This is a genomic window from Eikenella sp. NML070372 (genome assembly GCF_001648415.1).
GTDB classification, from domain to species: Bacteria; Pseudomonadota; Gammaproteobacteria; order Burkholderiales; family Neisseriaceae; genus Eikenella; species Eikenella exigua.
Genome location: NZ_LXSN01000004.1, coordinates 500,484 through 524,677, shown reverse-complemented (window position 1 = coordinate 524,677; position 24,194 = coordinate 500,484). Strand labels below are relative to the sequence as shown.

Annotated in this window: 25 protein-coding genes and 2 pseudogenes; 17 read left to right on the top strand and 10 right to left on the bottom strand. The window is 57.2% G+C overall.

What is annotated here, in order from left to right; genetic code table 11:
- Window positions 1–61: 61 nt before the first annotated feature.
- Entirely contained in the window at window positions 62–919 is an 858-nt protein-coding gene (locus A7P97_RS04355; RefSeq protein ID WP_067530538.1) for a ScpA family protein, read from the bottom strand.
- A 125-nt stretch (window positions 920–1,044) separates the two neighbouring features.
- Here A7P97_RS04355 and A7P97_RS10375 point away from each other — a divergent pair, with 125 nt between their 5' ends.
- Genes A7P97_RS10375 through A7P97_RS10075 form a run of 3 tightly spaced genes read left to right on the top strand, consistent with a single transcriptional unit; the run spans window position 1,045 to window position 1,752 of the window.
- A complete protein-coding gene (locus tag A7P97_RS10375) occupies window positions 1,045–1,290 on the top strand; it encodes a hypothetical protein (RefSeq protein WP_197474184.1) in 246 nt (81 codons plus the stop codon).
- Window positions 1,291–1,325: 35 nt separating this feature from the next.
- Window positions 1,326–1,520 carry a phenylalanine--tRNA ligase beta subunit-related protein gene (locus A7P97_RS10655; RefSeq protein ID WP_231865650.1) on the top strand — a complete coding sequence of 65 codons (195 nt, stop codon included), beginning with the start codon at window positions 1,326–1,328 and terminating at the stop codon, window positions 1,518–1,520.
- Window positions 1,480–1,752 carry a hypothetical protein gene (locus A7P97_RS10075; protein ID WP_156497482.1) on the top strand — a complete coding sequence of 91 codons (273 nt, stop codon included), beginning with the start codon at window positions 1,480–1,482 and terminating at the stop codon, window positions 1,750–1,752. The genes A7P97_RS10655 and A7P97_RS10075 overlap by 41 nt, the downstream gene beginning before the upstream one ends.
- 263 nt (window positions 1,753–2,015) lie before the next feature.
- On the opposite strand, the gene A7P97_RS04345 is transcribed toward A7P97_RS10075, so the two are convergent.
- The 4 genes from A7P97_RS04345 to A7P97_RS11020 all read right to left on the bottom strand — a co-directional run bounded on the left by A7P97_RS04345 (window position 2,016) and on the right by A7P97_RS11020 (window position 3,938).
- A complete protein-coding gene (locus A7P97_RS04345; protein ID WP_067530537.1) occupies window positions 2,016–2,243 on the bottom strand; it encodes a hypothetical protein in 228 nt (75 codons plus the stop codon).
- 75 nt (window positions 2,244–2,318) lie between these two features.
- Window positions 2,319–2,834 carry a hypothetical protein gene (locus tag A7P97_RS10070; protein ID WP_156497481.1) on the bottom strand — a complete coding sequence of 172 codons (516 nt, stop codon included), beginning with the start codon at window positions 2,832–2,834 and terminating at the stop codon, window positions 2,319–2,321.
- 124 nt (window positions 2,835–2,958) lie between these two features.
- The gene (locus A7P97_RS04330) at window positions 2,959–3,456 is read right to left on the bottom strand and encodes an OB-fold-containig protein (protein ID WP_231865649.1); all 498 of its coding nucleotides are present in this window, start codon (window positions 3,454–3,456) and stop codon (window positions 2,959–2,961) included.
- A gap of 221 nt (window positions 3,457–3,677) precedes the next feature.
- Entirely contained in the window at window positions 3,678–3,938 is a 261-nt protein-coding gene (locus tag A7P97_RS11020; RefSeq protein WP_067530536.1) for a GNAT family N-acetyltransferase, read from the bottom strand.
- Between the two features lie 201 nt (window positions 3,939–4,139).
- Here A7P97_RS11020 and A7P97_RS04320 point away from each other — a divergent pair, with 201 nt between their 5' ends.
- The 5 genes and pseudogenes from A7P97_RS04320 (at window position 4,140) to A7P97_RS04300 (ending at window position 9,405) form a co-directional block, all read left to right on the top strand.
- A complete protein-coding gene (locus tag A7P97_RS04320) occupies window positions 4,140–4,550 on the top strand; it encodes an RNA-binding S4 domain-containing protein (protein WP_231865647.1) in 411 nt (136 codons plus the stop codon).
- A gap of 84 nt (window positions 4,551–4,634) precedes the next feature.
- Window positions 4,635–5,387 (top strand): SIMPL domain-containing protein, encoded by a 753-nt coding sequence (locus tag A7P97_RS04315; protein WP_067530535.1) that lies wholly within the window; start codon window positions 4,635–4,637, stop codon window positions 5,385–5,387.
- Between the two features lie 146 nt (window positions 5,388–5,533).
- Complete coding sequence (locus A7P97_RS04310; RefSeq protein ID WP_067530534.1) at window positions 5,534–6,373, top strand: neutral zinc metallopeptidase; 840 nt, start codon at window positions 5,534–5,536, stop codon at window positions 6,371–6,373.
- Between the two features lie 402 nt (window positions 6,374–6,775).
- Window positions 6,776–7,750, top strand: a pseudogene (locus A7P97_RS04305) (aminotransferase class IV).
- A 296-nt stretch (window positions 7,751–8,046) separates the two neighbouring features.
- Window positions 8,047–9,405: pseudogene (locus A7P97_RS04300) on the top strand (aminotransferase class IV).
- A gap of 163 nt (window positions 9,406–9,568) precedes the next feature.
- Here the strand turns inward: A7P97_RS04300 and thiD are convergent.
- The 4 genes from thiD to A7P97_RS04280 all read right to left on the bottom strand — a co-directional run bounded on the left by thiD (window position 9,569) and on the right by A7P97_RS04280 (window position 13,784).
- Window positions 9,569–10,375 carry a bifunctional hydroxymethylpyrimidine kinase/phosphomethylpyrimidine kinase gene (gene thiD, locus A7P97_RS04295; RefSeq protein WP_067530533.1) on the bottom strand — a complete coding sequence of 269 codons (807 nt, stop codon included), beginning with the start codon at window positions 10,373–10,375 and terminating at the stop codon, window positions 9,569–9,571.
- Window positions 10,376–10,397: 22 nt separating this feature from the next.
- Complete coding sequence (gene thiM, locus A7P97_RS04290) at window positions 10,398–11,198, bottom strand: hydroxyethylthiazole kinase (RefSeq protein ID WP_067530532.1); 801 nt, start codon at window positions 11,196–11,198, stop codon at window positions 10,398–10,400.
- A 663-nt stretch (window positions 11,199–11,861) separates the two neighbouring features.
- Window positions 11,862–12,353 (bottom strand): transcription elongation factor GreB, encoded by a 492-nt coding sequence (gene greB / locus A7P97_RS04285; RefSeq protein WP_067530970.1) that lies wholly within the window; start codon window positions 12,351–12,353, stop codon window positions 11,862–11,864.
- A gap of 39 nt (window positions 12,354–12,392) precedes the next feature.
- Window positions 12,393–13,784, bottom strand: coding sequence for a DHA2 family efflux MFS transporter permease subunit (locus tag A7P97_RS04280; protein WP_082887596.1), 1,392 nt, complete (start codon window positions 13,782–13,784; stop codon window positions 12,393–12,395).
- A gap of 280 nt (window positions 13,785–14,064) precedes the next feature.
- Here A7P97_RS04280 and A7P97_RS04275 point away from each other — a divergent pair, with 280 nt between their 5' ends.
- From A7P97_RS04275 to rarD, 3 genes are all read left to right on the top strand, one after another.
- Entirely contained in the window at window positions 14,065–15,105 is a 1,041-nt protein-coding gene (locus A7P97_RS04275) for a type IV pilus twitching motility protein PilT (RefSeq protein WP_067525785.1), read from the top strand.
- 483 nt (window positions 15,106–15,588) lie between these two features.
- Complete coding sequence (locus A7P97_RS04270) at window positions 15,589–16,755, top strand: PilT/PilU family type 4a pilus ATPase (RefSeq protein ID WP_369799156.1); 1,167 nt, start codon at window positions 15,589–15,591, stop codon at window positions 16,753–16,755.
- An 80-nt stretch (window positions 16,756–16,835) separates the two neighbouring features.
- A complete protein-coding gene (gene rarD / locus A7P97_RS04265; RefSeq protein WP_067530529.1) occupies window positions 16,836–17,735 on the top strand; it encodes an EamA family transporter RarD in 900 nt (299 codons plus the stop codon).
- Between the two features lie 106 nt (window positions 17,736–17,841).
- On the opposite strand, the gene A7P97_RS04260 is transcribed toward rarD, so the two are convergent.
- Window positions 17,842–18,594 (bottom strand): hypothetical protein, encoded by a 753-nt coding sequence (locus tag A7P97_RS04260; RefSeq protein WP_185737518.1) that lies wholly within the window; start codon window positions 18,592–18,594, stop codon window positions 17,842–17,844.
- 159 nt (window positions 18,595–18,753) lie between these two features.
- On the opposite strand from A7P97_RS04260, the gene ppx reads away from it, so the two are divergent.
- The 6 genes from ppx (at window position 18,754) to A7P97_RS04230 (ending at window position 24,172) form a co-directional block, all read left to right on the top strand.
- The gene (gene ppx, locus A7P97_RS04255; RefSeq protein WP_067530528.1) at window positions 18,754–20,247 is read left to right on the top strand and encodes an exopolyphosphatase; all 1,494 of its coding nucleotides are present in this window, start codon (window positions 18,754–18,756) and stop codon (window positions 20,245–20,247) included.
- Window positions 20,248–20,545: 298 nt separating this feature from the next.
- Window positions 20,546–21,745 carry a lysozyme inhibitor LprI family protein gene (locus A7P97_RS04250; protein ID WP_067530527.1) on the top strand — a complete coding sequence of 400 codons (1,200 nt, stop codon included), beginning with the start codon at window positions 20,546–20,548 and terminating at the stop codon, window positions 21,743–21,745.
- 53 nt (window positions 21,746–21,798) lie between these two features.
- Complete coding sequence (locus A7P97_RS04245) at window positions 21,799–22,335, top strand: NUDIX hydrolase (RefSeq protein ID WP_067530526.1); 537 nt, start codon at window positions 21,799–21,801, stop codon at window positions 22,333–22,335.
- Window positions 22,336–22,377: 42 nt separating this feature from the next.
- Window positions 22,378–22,689 carry a hypothetical protein gene (locus A7P97_RS04240; protein WP_067530525.1) on the top strand — a complete coding sequence of 104 codons (312 nt, stop codon included), beginning with the start codon at window positions 22,378–22,380 and terminating at the stop codon, window positions 22,687–22,689.
- Window positions 22,689–22,868: a cbb3-type cytochrome oxidase assembly protein CcoS gene (gene ccoS, locus A7P97_RS04235; RefSeq protein WP_067530524.1), complete on the top strand. Its 180-nt coding sequence runs from the start codon at window positions 22,689–22,691 to the stop codon at window positions 22,866–22,868. The genes A7P97_RS04240 and ccoS overlap by 1 nt, the downstream gene beginning before the upstream one ends.
- The gene (locus A7P97_RS04230; RefSeq protein WP_067530523.1) at window positions 22,865–24,172 is read left to right on the top strand and encodes an MFS transporter; all 1,308 of its coding nucleotides are present in this window, start codon (window positions 22,865–22,867) and stop codon (window positions 24,170–24,172) included. Before ccoS ends, A7P97_RS04230 begins: the two co-directional genes overlap by 4 nt.
- Window positions 24,173–24,194 lie beyond the last annotated feature (22 nt).

Below are 24,194 nucleotides of genomic sequence, written 5' to 3'. Positions count from 1 at the left end.
CTGGCAGGAGGCTTTGTCAAGGCTACCTGAAAAATGGCAAACGGTTTTTCAGGTAGCCTTTCTATTTATTTTCATCTTCGCCTTCTCTTTGCAGCACGGCAGTTTCATCTGCCTCTCCGGGCAGGCTCACCAAAATATTGCCAAATGCGCCGTCTTCCTGAGTGAGGCGCACCAGCCCTTCTTTCACCAGCTCCAACAGGGCGATAAAGCACACCACCACCTGCACCACGCCGCCCTCCGGCTCAAACAATCGGCTGAAGCGGCAGCTGCCGTCTTGCAGGCGGCGCAGGATGCGGCTCATGGTGGCGCGCACAGAAAGGGCTTCGTTTTCCTGCACCACTGTGTGGCTGCGGCGTTGGCTGGCGCGGGAGAGGATAGCTAGCCAGGCTTGGGTGAGGTCGGCCAGCTGTACTTCCGGCAGCTTGGCGGCGGTGGCGATTTCCAGCGGCAGATACGCCCAGGCGAAATCACGGCCGGCGCGGGGCAGCGCATCCAATCCCACAGCGGCGAGCTTCATCTGCTCGTAGGCCAAAAGGCGGCGCACCAATTCGGCGCGCGGGTCGGCAATGTCTTCGTCTGCGGCAGCGGGCGGCGCGGGCAGGAGCAGGCGTGATTTGATTTCAATCAGCACCGCCGCCATCAGCAGGTATTCCGAGGCCAAATCCAGGTTTTGCTCGTCCATTTGCGCGATATAGGCCAGATACTGCTCGGTAATTTTGAGCATGGGGATATCCAGCACGTCGATGTTTTGCTTGCGGATAAGGTACAGCAGCAGATCGAGCGGGCCTTCAAAGCTGTGCAACACCACCTGCAACGCATCGGGCGGGATGAAGAGGTCGGCTGGCAAGTCGGTAACCGGCTGGCCGAACAGCGTAGCGATGCCGGGGCTGTTCGGCGTATCGGACGGGGGAGCGGGCATTTTCAGGTAGCCTTTAGCGGGCAGAAAGTGGGGATTATATCGCCTTTACCGTATTAGCTTGCCAATCTGCTATTCGTATAATCTGCCTACTTTCAAACAAGATTGAGCTAATAAGGAATATTAAGATGAAATTTGTAGCAGACAAACAATTGTTTACCCAATTTCCTGGATTGCGTATTGGCATTAGTGTGGCACGCGGGGTGAACAATAAGGCAGATGTGGCTGCTTTCCTGCCACAATTGCAGCAGGCGGCAAATAATGTAGCGGAAAATTGTGGAGGACAGCCTGTAGCACAATTGCCGAAAATTGCTGCCTGGCGCGAGGCATATCGACAATTTGGTGTGAAGGCCAAGAATATCCAAGCTCGGTAGAAGCGCTATATAAACGCGTTTCTAAAGGAAAAGGTTTGGGCAACATCAGCCCGTTGGTAGATATTTATAACTATATTTCGCTCAAATACACCGTGCCAGTGGGCGGAGAAGATTTGGATGCCATGCAGGGTAATTTGCAGCTAACCTACGCCGGAGCGGATGAAGTGCCGGTGGTTGTGTCGGGCAAAGATGAGGCACAAGGCGCCAGCAGAGGGCGAGATTTTCTATAAAGACAACGCTGGCGCCATTTGCCGACGCTGGAACTGGCGTGAAGTGGCACGCACCGTCATTAGCCCAGATACAACCAACTGTGTGTTTGTGATTGAAGCATTAGCCGAAGTGGGAGACGACGAACTACGCGCCGCACAGGAAGAATTGGACATACTGGTTACGCAATACTGCGGCGGTACGATTACCCACCAAATTGTGTGTGCCGGGCAGGAAGAAGCGGAATTGCGCTGAGGCCACACGGCAATCAGCCCACCCACACCGGCAAATATCAAGGCTGCCAGCAGGCCAAGCAGAGCCAGCCTCCAGTCCACACCCAAGGTACTGAACAGGGTCTGCCGACATAAACGCAAACAATGCCAGCGCCACACTAACCAGCATGCCTTCCAACATCACATCCCCAAACTAGCCCGGATACAACATCACGATTTTGTTTTTATTCTGTTGCATGGCTTCCTCTTTTATATTGCAGACTACCTGAAAGCCGTCCGACTACCCTACACTACCAAAGCCAGCAGGCAAAACACCGTCCAGCCGATCCATGTCAGCAGTGCCCACATCCAGATCTGCTCCGTATCCCAATCGTCCGCCACCCAGCCGATCAGCCAGCCCGCTTTCCAACCCTCGATTTTTTCCGCTCCGCCCCACGAGAGAATCCATTTGAAAAACAGGCTGAGCAAAATATAAACCGGCAAAACCAGCAATCTTCCCACCCAATCCGTCATAATTTACTCCATTGCAGGCTACCTGAAAGCTGTTTAGGCATCCGCTTTGAGTACCATAAAATTTGGCTGCTATTTTCAGGTAGCCTCACTGGGCTCCAGCAAAGGCAGCCCAGTGGCATGGCTCAAATCTGCCAAACCAGCCACAAAGCGTTTCTGCAGAGCACCCGTGCCCAAAAATATCCTGTCCAGCAGCACATCCTGCCCGCCGTTTTTGCCCGCCAGCCACACTTCGGCAATCGAGCCCTTGCCGCTGCGATACAACCCGGTAAATCCGTCCAACGGATAACTTCCCGCCAACCGCCAGCCGCGCAGCGACACGGCATATACCAACAGGCAATCCTCTGACGCGCTATAACGGATTTTGCACAACCGCTGCCAGCACCGCCCCAAGAAAAAGCCACTCAGCAGCAAACTGCTGATCTGTTGCATCCGCAGCGTGGTATTCGCCACCCCCATCAAACAAGAGAGAGCAATCAGCAGCCACACCAGCGATGCCGCCGTCAGCAACCCCAACTGCCGGAACACCAGCTCCGTATCCTGCCGGCTGGAAGGCTCGGCTCTAGGTGGCAAATCTGGCATGGTATGAGTCATTCTATATCTCCTATTTAGCTTGCCATTTTCAGGTAGCCTTAATCCACCGAGCTCCCGCTCGGATTCAAAATCGCCTTAAACGTATTCCCCTCCAGCGACACCAAAAGCACTGCATCGCCCTGCTTCAGCACACCTTCGCCATCGGGTCGGGCTCGGCCATCACATAATGCTGCTGGCCTAGGCTTTCCTGCGAAATGGCGGTAGTTCCGTCTTTGGGCATGATTTTATAGAGCCCGCCCGTCATAAAGTGCACCAAAGGCAGCGCAAGAAACAGTGCCGCCGCAACTGCCAGCCAAGCGTTCAGGTAGCCTTCAAACAGCCTCGCGCACAAGGATTGCAGCACATAGCCCACCAGCCTGAACATGGCGAGAAACACCAGCAGCAGCACCCGCTCCACATACAGCCAATCCAAAAAGCGCACCAATGCGCCCGCCCCTTCGATGCCGGCGTGCAAATCGCCATCTAAATCCGCTTCCACCAAACTGTCGGGCAACAGATTATCGAGCCAGTCGGTGAAGCCGCCTACCAAGAGCGAGAGCAGCTCGAGCAGGCCGAGCATCAGCATCAGGGCAATGGCGATGCCGAAAATTTCGGTTTCGGGGGTGTTGATTAAATTCCACATGGCGGGATCTTTCACGGGTTGTCGGTTAATCGGATTTTCCGCTTCGCAGAAACTCGCTTTGTTTGAGCTCCGTTGAAGCAGTGCTTTCAGATAGCCTTCAGGCGGTGGGAAGAGGCTACCTGAAACCATATTTCCATTTCATTTAATCTCTTGTAATGGCACGGCGCTGCCGACCGTGTTCATCGAAATTCTCTTCGTCCAACCAGCGCTGCATCCGCCGCTTAATCTGCGGCCATTCTGAATCCAGCATGGCAACCCAGGCCGTGTCGCGGTTGCGGCCTTTTACACCACCGCCGGAAAATGCCTTCGAAACGGAAGCCCAATCGCTCAGCAGCACGACGCGAGGCCTGGTTCAGCACGTCGCACTTCCATTCGTAGCGGCGGTAGCGCAGGGTTTCAAACACATATTGCGCCAGCAAAAACTGCGCTTCGGTGGCAATGCAGCTGCGTTTAAGCCTCTCGGAATAAATCACCCAGCCCATGTATTCAAAAATAGCGAAAACGGTTTATATACGCAATATTTTTCGTATCAGCACCCAATAAAAATAAATCAACACAATGATAATAAATATAAAAATATTACGAATACATTTGCATACATACTACATACAAATCCAACCACCAGCCGTTAGCCGTATTCCCGGCCTTTGGTATAAAATAACCGCTTGAACACGGAGGCAACTATGGCAGGCAAAAATTCACACAAAGAACACCACATGCGGCTCGACAAATGGCTGTGGGCAGCACGTTTCTTCAAAACGCGCGGCATGGCACAGAAACACATCGAGCTCGGGCGTGTGCTGGTGAACGGTGCGAAAGTGAAAAACAGCAAAAACATCGAGCCGGGCGACACCATCGACCTCACGCTCAACTCCTTGCCCTACAAAATCACCGTGCTCGCGCTCAACCACCAGCGCCGCCCCGCCCCCGAAGCACGCGCCCTCTACGCCGAAGACAGCGCCACCGCCGCCAAACGCGTAGCGCAAAAAGCGCTCGACCAGGCCAGCCGCATCAGCGCCGCCTACCCCGACGGCCGCCCCACCAAACGCGACCGCCGGGAGCTGGACAAACTCAAACGCGGCTGGCAGGAATAGCATCAAAGGCTACCTGAAAATCCGTCTATACCTTTTCAGGTAGCCTCCGCCGACTCTCTTCCACCAAGCGCAAAGGAAAGCATTATGTCCACAGAAAAAGCCCTCTCCGGCAGCGTTAAAGCCCTCGGTGCCCTACTCGCCATCGGCCTCGTGGCCGCAGCCTTCGTGTTGGGCGGCCAGTTTAAAAATTTCCGCCAGCCCGGCACGATCACCGTAAAAGGCCTGGCCGAACAAAACTTCCAGTCCGAGCGCGCCCGCTGGAACACCGCCGTGAGTGTACACGGCGCCAGCTATCAGGAAGTGCTCGACCGACTGAACCAGCAACGCCCCAAACTCGAACAATTCCTGCGCAGCCAAGGCTTTGATGCAGCCGAGATCCAAACCGCTGCTCCCGAAATCAGCCCCGCCTTCTTGGTGGAACACGATGCCCACGGTAACGAAATCCGTACCCCCAACGGCTACAACGGCAAGCAGCAGCTCACCGTGGCCAGCAGCAAACTCGACTGCATCCAAAGCGCCCACCAAAACATCCTCGCCCTGCGCGCCGGCAATGACGCCATCGATTTCGAGGCCCCGCAATACCTGCTCGGCAACCTCGAAACCATCAAACACAGCCTGATTAAGCAGGCCACCGAAGACGCCCGCCGCCGCGCCGCCGAATTCGCCTCCACCGGCGGCGGCAAAGTCGGCGCCATGCGCTCCGCCTCGCAAGGCTCGTTCAATATCTACGCCGATAGCGGCAGCAGCGGCGACGACGAATACGGCGGCAGCTACGACAAAACCACCGTCGGCAAACAAGTGCGCTTAGTCGTAACCATCGAATACGCCATCGAATAAATCCACGCCGCACACGCCAAGGCTACCTGAAAGCACCGGCTTCAACGAAGCTAACACCAGCGAAGCAAGTTTCTAATCTCCGCATGCTTTTCAGGTAGCCTGTTATATAATTGCCCCCGAACCACACCAACCCAAGGAATGCCAATATGAAACTCGGCAACCAACGCAGCAGCAGCAACATCGAAGACCGCCGCAGCCTTGGCGGCGGAGGCAGTGGCGGGGGCAAAATGGGCCTTGCCGGCCTGATTATCGTGCTCATCGGCGCCTATTACGGCGTGGATTTGAGCGGCCTCACTGGCGGCATGCAGATGCCGCAAATGCAACAGCAGCAACGCGCCGTCAGCCCCGAAGAAGAGCAGCTGGCGCAGTTCTCCTCGCAAATCCTCGCCACCACCGAAGACGCTTGGGGCAAATATTTCCGCAGCCAGGGCCGGCAATATGTGCAGCCGAAAATGGTGCTCTACCGCGGCAGCACCCCCACCGCCTGCGGCACCGGCCAATCCGCGATGGGTCCGTTCTACTGCCCGGCCGACCAAAAGGTTTACCTCGACCTCTCGTTCTATGACGACATGAAAAACCAGCTCGGCGCAGCGGGCGATGCGGCCTTTGCCTATGTGATTGCCCACGAAGTCGGCCACCATGTGCAAAACCTCGACGGCACCATGGAGCGCGTAAACCGTGCCCGCGCCCGCATGAGCGAGCGCGATGCCAACCGCCTCTCCGTGATGGTGGAGCTGCAGGCCGACTGTCTGGCCGGCGTGTGGGCCAACCGCGCGCAAGCACGCCAGCTGTTTGAGCAGGGCGACTTGGAAGAAGCCTTCAACGCCGCCGAAGCCGTGGGCGACGACCGCCTGCAACAGCGCAGCCGCGGCTACGCCGTGCCCGACAGCTTCACCCACGGTACTTCCGCCCAACGCCTGCAATGGTTCCGCCGCGGCCTGCAAAGCGGCGACCCGGCGCAATGCGACACCTTCTCCTCCCTGTAAGCGCCAGTCCAATACCAAAAGGCTACCTGAAACGGTGTATTCCGATTTTCAGGTAGCCTTTTGCATAAGGTGCATAAGGGCAATGTGATAAATACCGAAGCTTCTGGAGCTACTTCCATTGAGTGCTTATCCCCTACAAAACCTTCACCTCAACATTCATCAGAGCAACACACCCCGCTTAACGCAATTTGCTATTTAATCCCAAACCGGCGCCCCAATCCGGCAAACAGGCTACCTGAAAACCCGTCTGCGGAGCGTAAACGCCTTGATGGCGGGTTTGCTTTTCGCAGAAACCATTGTTCAGGTAGCCTTCTTGGATGCAATTTTTGGCACAAAAGGCTTGTCAAACGCTTTGCTTCAAGAATATCTTTGGTGCCTTAGCACAAATCACAAAGAAATATCATGGAAAAAGCAGTTCCTGCCGTTTTCGGCAGCGTTTTCCACCGCGAGATGCCGGTGTTGGTTTTTTCCGATGGCGCATGGCAGCCGATGCGCCGGCAGTCTTCCGATTCGCTCTCCCTGCCATCGGCCAAGCAGCCTGCATTACGGCAGTGAGTGCTTTGAAGGGCTGAAGGCTTTCCGCCAGTAAAATGGCTGTATCGTTATCTTCCATCTGGAAGTGAATATCGCCTGTATGCAGCAGAGTACGAAACTGTTGGAACTGCCTGTGCCGGATGCGCCCGCCGCCATGTATCTGCGCCCACGCTTATCGGCACCGACCCGGCAATCGGCAAGGCCGGCGTGGGCTCGTCTTCGGCCATGCTGTATATTTTGGCTTCACCGGTGGGCGACTATTTCAAAGTGGGTTCGCCGATGAAGCTGTTGGTGGAAACCGAACACATCCGCTGTGCACCGCACATGGGCCGGGTGAAATGCGGTAGCAACTATACCTCCGCACTGCAAAACGTGGTGCGCGCCCGAGAACAATACGGCGCCAACCAAGCGTTGTTCTGCCCGAACGGCGACGTGCAGGAAACCGGCGCGTCCAACTTTGCGTTGATTAATGGCAACGAAATCATCACCAAGCACCTGCCCACCGAAGAATTCCTGCACAGTATAACCCACGATTCCGTATTGCATGTAGCCGCCGATTTGGGCTACAAAGTGAGTGAGTGCAATTTCACCGTGGCCGAATTGCAAGCAGCGGCAGAAAACAGAGCAGAAGCCACCCTCACCGGAACGGTAGCCGTGGTGTCGCCGGTTACTTCCTTTGTTATCAATGGAAAGGAAATCGTGCTGCAAAGCCAAGAGCATGGCACAGCCATCCACAATGCGATTACTGACATCCAATACGGCTTGGCTGAAGACCGCTACGGCTGGCTTTGCCCGTACCCGAGCGCTGATTGGCCGTTTGTTCACCCGCTTTTGCATAGTTAAGCGGAGTGGAAATGCTTTTTCAGGTAGCCTTCCGCCCCTTTTAAAGCCGCAGCCGCTTTGCCGGCTGTTCCCACCAACCGTCCTTTATTCTCCCGCAGTCCAGATGGCGTTTATACCATGGCAGATTCAATTCGCTTTAATTATATCCATGTTTCATGGTAATGAAGCGGCTTCAGGCAGCCTACACTTGTAGATAGAGGTTACCTGAAAACCATCATCCGTTTTTCAGGTAAACCCAAACTCCATCCCCTAAAGCGCGTATGATCCTATCCTTCATATCTTGCCCATTCACAGCCATACCCTATTTCGCCCTGTTTTGACGATGCCGTGAGCGGCCGCGAAAAACTCTATCAAAATCATGTGGAAATCCGCCTTTTCCATCATAACGAACTGGATTCGCTGGACGATACGCTGCAAAAGGGCTGGCAAAAAGGGCTGCATGCTGTGTTGTTTGCAGACTACGAATTCGGATTACCGCTGATGGGGATTGAGTCTGAACGCGGCGGCAATCTTGCTCTACATTGGTTTGCCGCCTGCGCCAACCCGTTCTGTATGCCGTCTTGTCCCACCTGCCCGATACGGAAGGGAAATCTGCGTGGACGCTGTGTTTCTCGCCCGAACTCTTCCTCAGAATCGGTGCAGACGGCACCATCAGCATCGAACCGATGAAAGACACCACACCAATTTTAGGCGACGGGCAAGACGAACGCCGCGCCGCCTTTCCCTGCGGCAGCATCACCGGCGCGCCCAAACGCATGAGTATGCAGATTATCGAATCGCTCGAAGCCGAACCGCGCGGCCTGTACACCGGCAGCATCGGCTACCTGAAACCGTGTGAAGGCAAGCTGGGGTTTGAAGGCATATTCAATGTCGTCATCCGCACCTTGTCGCTCAAACCTGTTTCCAACTCGGTTTCAGACGACCTCTATCAAGGCATATACGGCGGCGTCATCGACAGCGACCCCGCCGCCGAATATCGGGAATGCGGCTGGAAAGCCCGTTTCCTCAACGAACTGCGCCCCACCTTCGGCATCTTCGAAACCATGCGTGTGGAAAACAGGCAATGCCGCCTGTTCAACCTGCATTTAGGTCGTCTGAAAACCTCCGCCCAAGCCCTCAACCTACCCCTGCCCGACGACTGCGAAACCCGAGTCCGACAATACATCGCCAACTTGCCCGACGGCCTCTTCCGCCTGAAAACCGAACTCGTTTCAGACGGCCTCATCCTCAGCCATGCCGCCTCCGCCGAACTGCCTGCTTCCCAGCGCATCATCCCCGCCCCGCAACCCCTCCCGCGCCGCGACTACCTGCGCCGCTTCAAAACCACCCGCCGCGCCCTGTACGACCAAGCATGGCAAACCGCCGAAACGCAGGGCGCATTCGACAGCCTGTTTTTCAATTCAAACGGCCTCCTGCTCGAAGGCGGCAGAAGCAACGTGTTCGTCAAATACCAAGGGTAATGGCTCACCCCGCCTCTGGATTTGGACATCCTGAACGGCGTCATGCGCCAAGCCGTGTTGAAACAACCGCAAACCTACTTGGGCGCGGACGAAATCATCGAAACGCACATCACCCGCGACATGCTAGAACACGCCGAAGAAATCCGCCTCTCCAACGCCTTGCGGGGCGTGCTCCAGGCGGAATGGGCACAATAAACAAACGGCTTGGAATCTTGTTCCAAGCCGTTTGTTTCTGTATATCGAGTTTCAGGTAACCTTCCAGCCATATGCACGAAGGCTACCTGAAAACATCAGCTCCAACGAAGCCAAAGCTTTTCAGGTAGCCTTTGCACACAGCCAAGCTGTCTGCTTGCTTTCTTCACTCTGCACACATCGCCCAATGGTTTACCGGCCCGTGGCCGTGGCCGATGTTGATGGGCTGCGAGATGGCGGCGGTGATGCACTGTTTGGCGGTGCGGATGGCCGCTTCTACGCTTACGCCTTTGGCCAGCTCGGCGGTGAGGCAGGCGGAGAAGGTGCAGCCGGTGCCGTGGGTGTGCGGGGTGGGGAAGCGCAGGCTTTCCAAGGTGAACTGCCCGTCGGGCATAAACACCCAGTCGCGGCAGGTTTCGCTTTGCGATCCGCCGCTGTGGCCGCCTTTAATCACCACGGTTTGCACCCCGGCTTCCTGCAAGATGCGGGCGGCGCGTTCGGCATCGGCATCAGTTTGGATATCGATGCCGGTGAGCGCTTCGGCTTCGGGCAGGTTGGGCGTGAGCACGTCGGCCAGCGGCAACAAATGCCGTTTGAGCGCGGAGACGGCATTTTGCTGCAACAGCGGCGCACCGCCCTTGGCCACCATCACCGGATCGAGCACCAGCCGGCCAAACGGTTTGCCTGCCAGTTTTTCCGCCACGCATTCAATCACTTCTGCCGTGCCGAGCATACCGATTTTAAAAGCGGCTACCTGAAAATCGGCAGCGATGGAATCAATTTGTGCGCGGATAATATCGAGCGGCACGCCGTGGATGGCCTGCACGCCGAGCGTGTTTTGCGCGGTTACCGCCGCCAGCACGCTCATGCCGTACACACCGCGCATTTGAAAGGTTTTCAAATCAGCCTGAATGCCGGCACCGCCGCCGCTATCGGAGCCGGCGATGGTAAGGGCTTGTGCAATTTGCGTCATCTATTGTCTCCTAATTAAGCCGTTAAATCCATTCCACTTTCGCACGCGCAGCCACTTCCTGTGCCGATATGGCAGCCAGGCTGTCGATCAGCTTCCATGCAAACGAGCCGCTCTGCGAAGGCTGCAAGCCCTGCGCCGCCAACTCGCCCGCCACGGCATACACAGTGCAGGCTTCGGCCACGGCATGCAGATAGTCTTCCGGCGCAGCCACGGCGGCAAATGCGCCCACCACCGTGCTCAACAGGCAGCCGGAAGCAGTTACTTTGGGGAACAGCGGCGTACCGTTATTCAGCTTGGCGGTGCGGCTGCCGTTGGAAACGTAGTCGGTTTCGCCGCTGATGGCGGCAACGCAACCGTATTGCTGCGCAATGCGTTGGGCGATGCTGTGCAAATCGGCCGAACCGCTGCCTGCATCCACGCCTTTGGCATGCCATTCCACCCCGGCAATATGTGCCATTTCGCCCGCATTACCGCGCACAGCAGCAAATCGGATTTCTGCCAGCAGCTGCGCCGTGGTTTCGCGCCGCAGTTGGGTAAAGCCTGCGCCCACCGGATCAAGCACTACCGGCACGCCTGCACGGTTAGCCGACTTGCCCGCCACCAGCATGGCTTCCACCTCCTGCTTGTTCAGCGTGCCGGTGTTCAGCACCACTACCGAACTCACCGCTGCCAGCTCCTCCATTTCGTCCACGCTGTCGGCCATAATCGGCGAGGCGCCGATGGCAAGCAAGCCGTTGGCCGAGAAATTGGCCGCTACAATGTTGGTGATGTTGTGCACCAGCGGGTTGCGGGCACGAACTTGATCTAGATATTTGATTTCCATATTACTTTATTCCTAGTGATTGGCGGAACGGGCAAGAAAAACGCCCGCTGCTGGATCGGGCGAGAAATGGTGTTGTATCAAGAGAATATGGCGGGCTCTTCAGCTGCGCTTTCAGGTAGTCTGTCATCAAACTGTACTGTTTGATGCCCAACTGCCTACATAGTTTCCTACGCCAGTATTGGGGCTGTTGGCAATTACTTTTCCAAGCGAATTTTTGTTCCCAAAGCGGCAATTCAAGGCGGAAACCACAGCAAGGTTAGACACCTTGTGAGGATTGCCAACGCGGAAAATGCCGCTTTGGAAGCGAAAAGACGCGGAAACCAGTAATTGCCGGCAGACCCTAGCTGTATCAGGTACAACGGGTATTTTCTCAGCCGCCTGCGCGGCACCCCGACTAATGGCGGCGGATTATAGCCTGCAATATGATGAAAGGCTACCTGAAACTAGCCCATCATTTCGTTTCAGGCAATCCGCTAAATTTCAGGTAACCTGCAACCTTGTTAGGAATGAGTTTTATACCTGTCGGAACACTATCCAAGCATGGCCATCATCTCTGCACCAGGCCGGCTAAAAACGGATGTTGTTTAAGCATGGCAACACCGCTGCCAGCAAAAGGCTACCTGAAAATTTTCAGGTAGCCTTCCCCATACGATATATCTGCCCCTACTCTATCTTCACATAAGCTACAGACAACACTTCGATTTCCTCCCGGCCTTCCAGCCCGTGGAACACGATTTCGTCGCCTTCGCGGGCTTTGAGCAGGGCGCGGGCGAGCGGGGAAGTCCAGGAAATTTTGTGGCGGGCGGTGTCGATTTCGTCCACGCCCACGATGCGCACGGTTTGCTCTTCGCCGTTGCCGCGTAGCAGCTCCACAGTGGCGCCAAAGAAGATTTGGTCGGTGGCTTCGCGGGTTTCGGGGTCGACCACTTGCGCCGCTTCCAGCCGTTTGGTGAGGAAGCGGATGCGGCGGTCGATTTCGCGCATGCGGCGCTTGCCGTAGAGATAATCGCCGTTTTCGCTACGGTCGCCGTTGCTAGCCGCCCAGTTGACGATTTGCACGATTTCGGGGCGCTCTTTGTTCACCAGCTGATAGAGCTCGTCTTTCAATGCCTGCCAGCCGGCGGGGGTAATGTAGTTGGGGGTAGTGTTGCTCATGATGGCTTTCAAATCTGTTCAAATGTGCGGATGAAGGTTTCAGGTAGCCTTACGGTTTAAATGCCCGCCGTCGCCGGAGTGCAGTTTGGCCAGCAGCCACAGCAGCACCAGGCCGAAGGTGGCCAGCGACAGGTAGGTGTAGCTGAAGGCCTGTTCCAGCAGCGCGCCGGTTTCACCCACGGCGGCACGGTATGCGCCCAAAATCACGGCGGCCACGGCAATGCCGATGCCGATGCCCACCTGCTGCACCACGCTGAGCATGGTCGAGCCTGCGCTGGCTTCTTCGTCCGACAAATCGCCAACAGTCAGAGTGTTGATGGCGGTGAACATTAGGGATTGGCACAGGCCGAAACAGGTGGCCAGCAGCATGTAAAACGTTATCGAGCTGCGCGAATCGAGCAGCGACAGCGCGGCCACCACGGCCGACATGGCCACGGCCACGCCCAAGAGCGTGGCCTTATAGCCGAAGCGCACCAGAATCGGCGCGGTAAACGGCTTCATCAGAATCGAGCTCAATGCCACCGGCGCCAGCATCCAGCCCGCCATTTCGGCATTGTAGCCGAAGGCTACCTGAAGCATCAGCGGAACCAGGAAGGGAATGCCGGAAGAGAGCACGCGGAACATCAGGTTTGCCGCCAGCCCGACGCTGAACGTATGCACCCGGAACAGCGAAAGCGGCAGCAGCGGGTTTTTAGCACGCCGCGCATACGCGGCATACAGCCACATGGCCGCCGCGCCCAACCCGATAACTACTAGGGCGCGGCGGCCGTTGTGCAGGTTTTCCGCCGCCAGCTCCAGCCCGTAGGTAATCCCCACCAGGCCGCCGGCAAACAGCAAAAAGCCCAGCCAATCCAAGGGTTGCACGGCGGCCCGCACATTGGGCATATAGCGTCCGGCAATGGCGATGCCGAACAGGCCGATGGGGATATTGATGAAGAAAATCCAGTGCCAAGAAAGGTTTACCGCCATCCAGCCGCCCAAAATCGGCCCGACGATGGGGCCGATGAGGCCGGTCATCGACATTAAATTCCACGCCGCCACCAATTCCGATTTGGGCACAGTGCGGATAATCGCCAGCCGCGCCACCGGCAGCATCAGCGCACCGCCCGCGCCCTGCAGTATCCGCGCGGCCACCAGCCAATCCAGCGTGGGCGACACGGCGCAAGCCACCGAACCGAGCACAAACACCGCCACCGCCAGCCGGAACACGTTGAGCGTGCCCAACCGGTCGGCCAGCCAGCCCGATAGCGGAATCAGCGCGGCCACGGTAAGCGCGTAGCTGATGATGGCCAGCTCCATCTGCAGCGGCGATTCGTGCAGGCTCGCCGACATCACCGGCAGCGCGGTGTTCAAAATGGTGGCGTCCAGCGACTGCATAAACAGCGCCATCGCCGCCGTCCAGGCTAGGCCTTTTTGTTGCGGGGTCATCATGATTAAGAAAGGGTGTTTGGAATGGCGTTTGATTAGCCGGTAGATTGCAGGAGGCTACCTGAAAAATAAACAGAATGGATTTTCAGGTAGCCTCTGTCTGACTGGGCATCATCCCGGCCAATAGCCAGAAACATGCCAAAACCCTGTATCCTGTTTCAGATAACCGCCAATTTTACATGAAAATACAAGTTTTCCTTTATTTATCCCGCCATCTGTATTTACAATGAACTGTTTTTAGCAAAACTGCAAAAAAATTACTGAAAAGGGAGTTTCAAACGCCATGCAGATTACCGACCTACTCGCGTTCAGCGTGAAAAACAAAGCATCCGACTTGCACCTCTCCGCTGGCCTACCACCTATGATCCGCGTGCACGGCGACGTGCGCCGCATCAACCTGCCGGAAATGAGCGCCGAAGAAGTGGGCAACATGATCTCTTCCATCATGAACGACCACCAGCGCAAAGACTACCAACAACGGCTGGAAACCGACTTTTCCTTCGAACTGCCCAACATCGCCCGTTTCCGTGTGAACGCATTCAACACCGAACGCGGTCCGGCTGCCGTATTCCGTACTATTCCCAGCAAAGTACTCACACTGGAAGAATTGAACGCGCCCAAAGTATTCCAAAAAATTTCCGACCAGCCGCGCGGCCTGGTGCTGGTAACCGGCCCCACCGGTTCCGGTAAATCCACCACCCTGGCAGCGATGATCAACTACATCAACGAAAACCATCACCACCACATCCTCACTATCGAAGACCCGATCGAGTTTGTGCACCAGAGTAAACAATGCCTGGTAAACCAACGCGAACTGCACCAACACACCCACAGCTTCGCCAACGCTCTGCGCTCCGCACTGCGTGAAGACCCGGATATCATCCTGGTGGGTGAGATGCGCGACCCGGAAACCATCGGCTTGGCGCTTACCGCCGCCGAAACCGGTCACTTGGTATTCGCCACCCTGCATACCACCGGTGCCGCCAAAACCGTGGACCGTATTATCGACGTGTTCCCCGCCGGCGAAAAAGAGATGGTGCGCTCCATGCTTTCCGAATCACTGCGCGCCGTGATTTCGCAAACCCTGCTCAAAACCAAAGACGGCAAAGGCCGCGTGGCAGCGCACGAAATCCTGATTTCCACCGCCGCCGTGCGCAACCTGATCCGCGAAAACAAAATCGCCCAAATCGGTTCTGCCCTGCAAACCGGCCAAGCACACGGTATGCAGACGCTCGACCAATCCCTGCAGGCCCTGCTCAAACGCGGCATCATCAGCATCGATGCCGCCCGCGCCAAAGCGCAGAACCCCGACCAACTCGTCTAAACCGACAATCGTACAAGGGAAAACATCATGTCAAACGATCAGCACAAACAAAACTTGGCCGAGCTGCTCTCCGAAATGGCCAACCAACGCGACGACCTACCGCCCGAACCCACTCCCGTTACTGCCGCCATGATGCCGAATGGCAATTTGGCTTCCATGGAAAGCCAGCTGGCCACTGGTACGCTCGATATTCCGCCGCTGCCCGATTTGCCCGAAAGCACATTCGGCAAACCGGAATTGATTGAACCAGGTTTCGTGGCACAGCCCATTACGCCGCCTGCCCAACCAGTGCAGCCGCAAGCAGCACAACCGCAGCCGCAACTTAAATCTAAATACGCAGCAGCCCTTGCACCCCATGCCGTCCAACCAATGCAGACCCCAGCCAAACCGACTCTGGCTCAGACTGCCCCGCAGCAGCCTACCGCCCGTCCCGCACCAGCCGTGTCTAGCCATCCGCCGCTGCATGCCGCGCCGGCACAGCCTATTGGCCACGGCCCGAACCAGCACTTAACCCGCGAGCGCGCCAAACTGCACCCGCTACTGGAAAAAATGGCCGATGAATCGCTCAAACGCAACGCTTCCGATATCTTCATCAGCAGCAACTTCCCGCCTTCGTTCAAAATCGACGGTACGCTGGTGCCGATTCCGGTAAAACCGCTCGCCGAAGAAGAAGCCGCACAAATCGTTTACTCCACCTTCAACGACGAGCAGAAAGCCAAATTCCCGGTGGAGTGGGAACTGAACTATTCCCTGCAATCGCAAAACGGTATCCGTTTCCGTGTGAACGCCTACCACGAGCAAGGCCGTATCGGCTTGGTAATGCGCCGCATCACCACCAACATTCTCACCATAGACGACCTGCGCCTGCCGCAAGTGCTCAAAGAGCTCTCCATGCGCAAGCGCGGCCTGATTATTCTGGCCGGCCCCACCGGTTCCGGCAAATCCACTTCGCAAGCCGCGATGCTCGACTGGCGTAACAAACACTCCGCCGGCCACATCGTAACCATCGAAGACCCGATCGAGTATATTCACAGCCCGATCAAGAGCATCATCACCCAACGCGAAGTCGGCCTTGATACCCACAGCTGGGGTGCGGCCGTGCAAAGCGCCATGCGTCAGGCGCCCGATGTAGTCTGCGTGGGTGAGGTACGTAACGAACACTCCATGGAGTACGCCCTGCAACTGGCGCAAACCGGCCACTTGTGCTTCTTCACCATCCACGCCACCAACGCCAGCCAAACCGTTGAGCGTATTATGAACTTGTATCCGGAAGAACGGCATCCGCAAATTCTGATGGACTTGGCGTTGAACCTAGTGGCCATTATCGGCCAGCGTTTGGTGCTGAAAAAAGGCGGCAAAGGCCGAAATGCCATCATCGACCTGCTTATCAACACCCCCGCTATGCAGGATCACGTATTCAAAAACCAGTTGCTTGAGGCTCGCGAGCTGATGGAACGCGCTGAGGACGACGGCATGCAAACCTTCGACCAAGACTTGTTCCGCCTCTACATCAACGGCGAAATCGACTACGACGAAGCCCTGCGCCAGGCCGAATCCGCCAACGACTTGCGCCTGCGCATCAAGCTCTACGAAGAAGGCCGCGAAAGTACGCACATCTTCGAGCGTGTAAGTGATTTGAACCTGATGTAACGGCCAAACAGCTGTATAGAGGCTATCTGAAACCGCCCGACGGATTTTCAGGTAGCCTCTACACCATTCACCAACACATCATGAATACCACCCACTCCACCGAATACCGCCGGGGCCTCTACTGCGTCATCGGCTGCTATCTGATTTGGGGCTTTTTCCCGCTCTACTGGCTGCCCCTGGTCGGCCAGCTCATCGGCGCCGGGCAACTGATGGCGCACCGTATCGTATGGGCATCGCTGCTCGCCATCGGCACGGTAGCCTGCTCACCTTCCGCCCGCACCCAGCTCGCACAAGCCATCAAAAGCCGCCAAACCCTCACCGCCTTCGCCCTCTGTTCCACCCTATTGGCAACAAACTGGCTGCTCTATTTGGCCGCCATCACCCAACGGCAGGTATTGCAAGCCAGCCTAGGCTACTTCATCGCACCACTCGCCAGCATCTTCTGCGGCCGCCTATTTCTGCGCGAAGCCCTGCGCCCATTGCAAATCGGCGCCATTCTTTTAGCCATCGTGGGCGTGGTATGGCTTTCTGCATGGGGCGGGCAGATGCCTTGGATTGCACTGGGCCTCGGCGTGAGCTGGAGCATATACGGCCTGTTGCGTAAACTTGCCCCGCTGCCAGCCCTGCCCGGCTTCACGCTGGAAACACTGATGTTGCTGCCCTTTGCCCTCCTGTATCTGGGCTGGCATTATTGGCACGGCAGCCTGGTCTTCACCCAATTGCCACCCCTGCCCTTGGCCATTGTAATTGGCAGCGGTGCCGCCACCATGATTCCGCTGCTGCTGTTTGCCGCTGCCGCGCAACGCATCCGCCTCACCACCATCGGCATACTGCAATACCTCTCGCCCAGCCTGCAATTCCTACTCGGCCTCACCGCCTTCCACGAGCCGTTCAGCCGTATGCAGTTTGCCGGCTATCTGTGGGTATGGGCGGGTGTGGCGCTGTTTGTGTGGGGTGCACGTAAAAAGCAGGCTACCTGAAAGCTGATCAATACGGTAAGGCAACCCAGCATGTCTTGGCTTATCCACCCACTATAAAAGGCTACCTGAAATCTTTCAGGTAGCCTTTCAGCTTAACCAACTATCCTCACTCTGCCTTACCTTCCTCCAAGCAATCCGCCCTAGCTGCCGCTGTGCCGTTTTTGCAGGCATCTTGAGCCGAAGCAGTCGAGCCTTCTTGAGCCCCTGATTCTGACCCCGCTTCTTTCGATAAGGCAGCCAGCACCCGGGCGTATTCGGGCGATTGGCGCATCAGCACGCGGGCAGCCTCTTTCAGGTTGTTGATGTCTTCGCGCGGCAGGTAAAAGCTGGTGGAAATATTGAGCACGTTTTTGCGCAGGGGGGAATCGGGCAAGTCGCGCAGGCTGAGGCTCACGAAATGCATGCTGATCGGATGGCCTTTGCGGCTGCCGGCCTGGCTGTTCCATTGGTCGGCCACGGCGCGGATGCGGCGTAGCGACTCCTGCGAATTTTGGTCGATGGGCACGTTGATGATGGCGCCCAACACATCGTAGAGGCCGGGCACTTTGGCGCTTTGGTCGATGATGCTGTCGGGCTGGTTTTGCGCGTTCACGCTGATTACGATGATTTTGCGCACGTTTTGGTTGGCCAGCTGGCGGTATAGGGTATGGCTGGGATAGATTTCAGCGGCTTCCAGCAGGCCGCGCAAACCGAGGTTGTCGGTGAGGCCGCCGTCGAGCAGGTGGATGTAGGGGCGGCTTTTGCTGTTTTGATATAGCGCCAACTCTTGGCCGAACTCGCGGCGGGTTCGGATTTGCTGCTGTTCGTCGCTGCCGTGTTCCAGCGCATTTTGCAGGCGCGGCGGCAGGGTGTAAACCATAACGCAGGCTACCTGAAAAATAGAAAACCAATTTTCAGGTAGCCTCAAGCGCATTATAACAAAGCCGCCTTCCCCTAGAGGCGAGCTGAAATTCCGCAGCATAATGACACACTAGGCGCCGCAAGGTAAGATACACTCTTTCTATCCAACACAAGCAATATGACCATCCCCGCCAATATGCTGGCCGCGGTAGACCTCGGCTCCAACAGTTTCCGCCTGCAAATCTGCACCAACCACAATGGGCAGCTGCAAATCGTTGACTCCATCAAAGATATGGTGCGCTTCGCTGCCGGGCTGGACGAACACAAACAACTCGACCAAGCCGCCCAAGAGCGGGCACTGGCCTGCCTGGTCAAATTCCACGAGCGCCTGCGCGGCTTTCCGCCCGAGCAGGTGCGCGCCGTGGCCACCAACACCTTCCGCGTAGCCAAAAATATCGCCCCCTTCATGCCCCGCGCCGAAGCCGCCTTGGGCTTCCCCATCGAAATCATCGCCGGGCGCGAAGAAGCCCGCCTTATCTACACCGGCGTCATCCACACCCTGCCGCCCGGCAGCGGGCAAATGCTGGTGGTCGATATCGGCGGCGGCTCCACCGAATTCGTAATCGGCAGCCGCCTGCAGCCCGACATCACCGAAAGCCTCAACCTCGGCTGCGTGAGCTACAGCCTGCGCTTCTTCCCCAAAGGCAAAGTATCCGCCGAATCCTTCAAGCTAGCCGTAAACACCGCCCGCAGCGAAATCCAGCGCATTGCCAAGCTGTTAAAAAGCACCGGCTGGCAGCTGGCCGTAGGCACTTCCGGCACCGCCCGCACCATGCGCGACCTCATTGCCGCCGCCAATCCCGAAGACAACCGCATTACTCCCGCCGCCCTGCAAAAAATCGCCGCCCGCCTGATTGAAGCCGGCAGCGCCAAAAAAGCCAAATTCGACGGCATGAAAGCCGACCGCATCGAAGTATTCGCCGGCGGGCTGGCCGTGATGAGCGCCGTATTCGCCGAGCTCGATATCGACAGCATGACCGTAACCGACGCCGCCCTGCGCGACGGCGTATTCTACGACCTCATCGGCCGCCAGCTCAACGAAGACATGCGCGAGCAAACCATCGCCCATTTCCAACAGCGCTACCACGTCAGCCAAAACCAAGCCCAACGCGTGGCCGCCCTCGCCGCCCAGTTCTTCGACATGCTCGCCGAACGCGAATCCGAAAAAGAACGCCACTATTGGCAACAATACCTGCGCTGGGCCGCCCTCGTGCACGAAATCGGCACCGACATTGCCTACACCGCCTATCACAAGCACTCCGCCTACATCCTCGAGCAAGCCGACATGCCCGGATTTTCCCGCCAAGAGCAGCAAATCCTTGCCACCCTAGTGCTCGGCCAGCGCGGCGATTTTAAAAAAATGGCCGAGCTGCCTATCAGCCCCACCATGTGGCTTGCCGTGGCCGCCCTGCGCCTGGCCGTACTGTTCTGCCGCGCCCGCCTGCCGCACACCCTGCCCGCAGGCACCCGACTGAGCTACGAAAACAAAAACTACACCCTCGCCATCAGCCGCCAATGGCCGGAAGACAACCCCCTCACCGCCGGCGCGCTGGCCGATGATGCCGCCCAATGGCGCAAGATCGGCATCCGCTTCGGGCTGCTGCTGCAATAGCAACGGGATGACGCAAACTTTCAGGTAGCCTTTCAGCCCACACCAAACACAGGCTACCTGAAAACCGAATCCTCCTGTTTCAGGTAGCCTCCTCCAGCCATCGAAAGGCTACCTGAAAAACTACGGCTTCAACGATAGCCAAGCAATGCTTCCTTCTCCCAAGCAGCGGACTGCCAACAGCATACGTGGCGAGCCGCTGCAGTAAGTAAAACGCTTTAGCTGCAAGCAAAAATTCCCGCCACGGCGCACCACGGCGGGTTAGAATACTGTTATCCATCTCCTATCAAGGAATCTAAACATGAAACCCCTGATTAAACCAGTCCTCGCCCTCCTGATCACCGCTGCCCTCGCTGGCTGCGGCAAAGGAGAAGAAGAAGCTAAACCCGCCACCCTCAGCTGCCAGGCGCCAGAAGCTCTCGAACAAATTAAAGCCCAAATCCAAGCTGCCGTTGTTCCCTCTAAAGAGGGGGTAGGCGGCCTACCCTACTTCCAAGCCGACATATCTGAAGTGGGAGCCGCCTTTGACCAACTCGGCTTCGAAATCACTGACATCCGCACCACCCAAGCCGCCTCCGAAGGCAGCAAACAGCTCGCCTGCGAGGCCACCCTGCGCCTTGCCCCCAAACCCGAAGCCCAAACCCGCATCAAACAAAGCATCAATGACTTCATCGAAATAAACGAAATGGACGGTGCCGACTACAACAGCCTGATGAGTGCCGGCGAAATGCTCAAGCCCGATGGCAAAGGCGGCTTCATTGGCCCGCTCAGCTATACCGTCAGCCAAACCGACAGTGGCGACAAACTCGTAGTCAATGTAGCCAGCAAAGAAATTGCTGAAGGCTTGCGAGGCCCCGTTGCCTACTACGTCGCCGCCCCCGATTTAGCTAAACAAATGGCCGAATCCCAACAAAAATCTGCTGCCGAAGAAGCCCGCCAGCAAGAGCTGAACACACTCGACCAAAACCGCCTGCAAGCCCGCATTGAGCTCTTGCGCACTCAAAACAAACAGGCACACGACGAACTTAATAAAGCCTGGCAAGCCCTGCCCGCCGCCGCCCGCACCCAGCTGAAAGATGCCCAAAACCAGTGGAACCGCCTGCGTGAGAGCCAATGCGCCTACCAAAGCAAGGCCGACTCCACCGAACCGCTGGAGCAGGAAGCCCTGCGTATCGAATGCGATACCCGCGAGGTGCAGCAGCGCATCCCCTCCCTCAAGCAGGAAGCCGAAACTTTCACCGGCAACCAGCTCACTGAAGCCACCCAGCGTGCCCAAGCCGCCCAGCAGGAATTGCGCAATGTGTGGCAGAGCGTGCCTGCCGATGTGAAAGACATCATCGGTCAAGACTACCAATCCTGGGCCGCCAGCAGCGCAGCCAAATGTGCCCAAGCCGCCCAACAGGCCGGCGGCGGCAACAACGGCCAGCTTGCCCGCCTCGAATGCACCGCCACCGAGGCCCGCAACAAGGCCAAAGAACTGCGCGGCTACGTTTCCCAATAATCTGTTTCTAGAAAAGGCTACCTGAAAATTTCAGGTAGCCTCACCCCACTGCAATGAACCTCACCGAAACCCAACTCTCTTCCGAACCGATTTTCGACGGCAAATTCGTTACCATTGCCCACGATACTGTGCGCCTGCCCAACGGCAACCAAAGCTACCGCATTGTTATCCGCCACCCCGGCGCCGCCTGTGTGCTGGCCGTTACCGAAGCAGACGAAGTGGTGCTGGTGCGCCAATGGCGATATGCTACCGGCCAAGCCCTGCTCGAGCTGCCCGCCGGCAAGCTCGATGCCGGCGAGGATCCGGCCGTATGCGCCGCGCGCGAACTGGAAGAAGAAACCCCCTACCGCGCCCAATCCGTGCGCCTACTGCATACCTTCTACACCGCCCCAGGCTTCTGCGACGAGAAAATGTATCTCTACCTCGCCGAAGGCATCACGCCCACCAGCACCCGCAAACCCGACCAAGACGAATTTGTCGAAACCGTATTGCTCTCACGCCAAGCCGTGCGGGAAGCCATTGCCAACAACCAGATTCAAGATGGCAAAACCTTGGTCGGCCTGCAGTATTGGCTGCTCAACAGCAAATAACACACTCAACTAAGGCTACCTGAAATAAAAGGCTACCTGAAAATGTGCCAATTCACCCTCAGCACCCCCAACGGCACCCTACTCGGTTTCCTCGTACTCATGGCCGACAACGACGATGAGCCCATCTCCGGCAGCGCCATGATTCAAGCGCACGCAGCCGAGCTGCCGCCGGAAGACGCCGCGCCTGCCCGCGCACTGGAATCCTTGGCCGGCCAGCTGCTGGTTTGGCAGCCGCATGGCGAGGGCATTGCCCTGTATGATGCCGAAGGCGGCCTGGCGGCCGATATCCGACAGCAATACCTGCGCCTCGGCGGCCAGAGCCTGCTGCTCACCGATTTGGAAGGAAACCTTTGATGGACAGCGTGTTTATCCTGATTCCCATCAGCATCGTGCTGGCCTTCGTGATCGGCTATTTCTTTTGGTGGTCCGGCCACAACGGCCAGTCTGACGATTTGGAAGGCCCTGCCCACCGCATTCTGATGGACGACGATTCCGTGCATCCCGACTCCCCACCCCCGCAGGACAAACCATGACTCCAGGCTTCAAATTTGCCGTATCGCGCCGCTTTGCCCCGTTGTTCGGCACCCAATTCCTCGGCGCGCTCAACGATAACCTGTTTAAAATCGCGCTGGCCACCATGATCAGTTTTTATGGTTTGGGCAAAAACGGCTTCATCGAGCCGGCACAAATGATTAACGTGAGCGCGCTGTTGTTTGTGTTGCCCTTTTTCCTGTTTTCCGCCCTCTCTGGCCAGCTGTGCAACAAATTCGACCGCAGCCGCATGGCAGTGGCGGTGAAGGTGGCCGAAGTGCTGATTATGCTGCTGGCCACGGTGGGTTTCCTCAGCCAATCGCTGCTGCTTTTGCTGCTCTGCATTTTCCTGATGGGCCTGCATTCCACCCTGTTCGGCCCGCTTAAATACGCCGTATTGCCCGATTATTTGGACGAACACGAGCTGATTGTGGGCAACAGCCTGGTGGAAGGCGGCACTTTTCTCGCCATCCTGTTCGGCCAGATTTTGGGCACCATTCTGGCCGGCATCGGCGGCACCACGGTATCTGTTTTCCTGCTCATCATTGCTGCCGGCGGCCTCGCCTCCAGCCTGTTTATGCCGCGTGTGGCGCCGAAAACCCCGGAAGCAAAAATCGACTGGCACATTGTGCGCAACTCCAAAGCCATTCTAAAACAAGCCTTTGCCAACCGCGAAATCTACGCCGCCATCATCGGCATTTCCTGGTTTTGGTTTATCGGCGCGGTGTACACCACCCAGCTGCCCACCTTTACCAAACTGCACCTGGGCGGCAACGATAATGTGTTCAACCTGATGCTCACCCTGTTTTCCATCGGCATCGGCAGCGGCTCCGTGCTGTGCGCCAAACTCAGCCACCGCCGGCTCAACCTCGGCTGGGTGGCCGTGGGCACGGTGGGCATGGCCATATTCGGCCTGCTGCTCGTTGCCCTCGTGCACGGCACGCACTACCACGAATACAGCGGCATCGGCAGCTTCCTGTTGCGCGGCGAGGCCTATGCCGTGATGCTCTGCATCGTGCTGCTCGGCTTCTGCGGCGGCTTTTTCTCCGTGCCGCTCTACACCTGGCTGCAAACCGCCAGCAGCGAAGAATTCCGTGCCCATGCCATCGCCGCCAACAACATCATCAACGGCCTCTTCATGGTGGCCGCCGCCCTGCTCTCCGCCATTCTTTTGTGGCTGTTCGACAGCATCAACCTGCTTTATTTCATCGTGGCGGCGAGCAATATTGTGGTGTTGGTATACCTGCTGAAAATCGCCCCGCCAATCCGCGAAGGCTGGCAACGCTGGTTTGGCAAAGAAGACTAAGCCTCGGCCTGAAAAGCGCAAA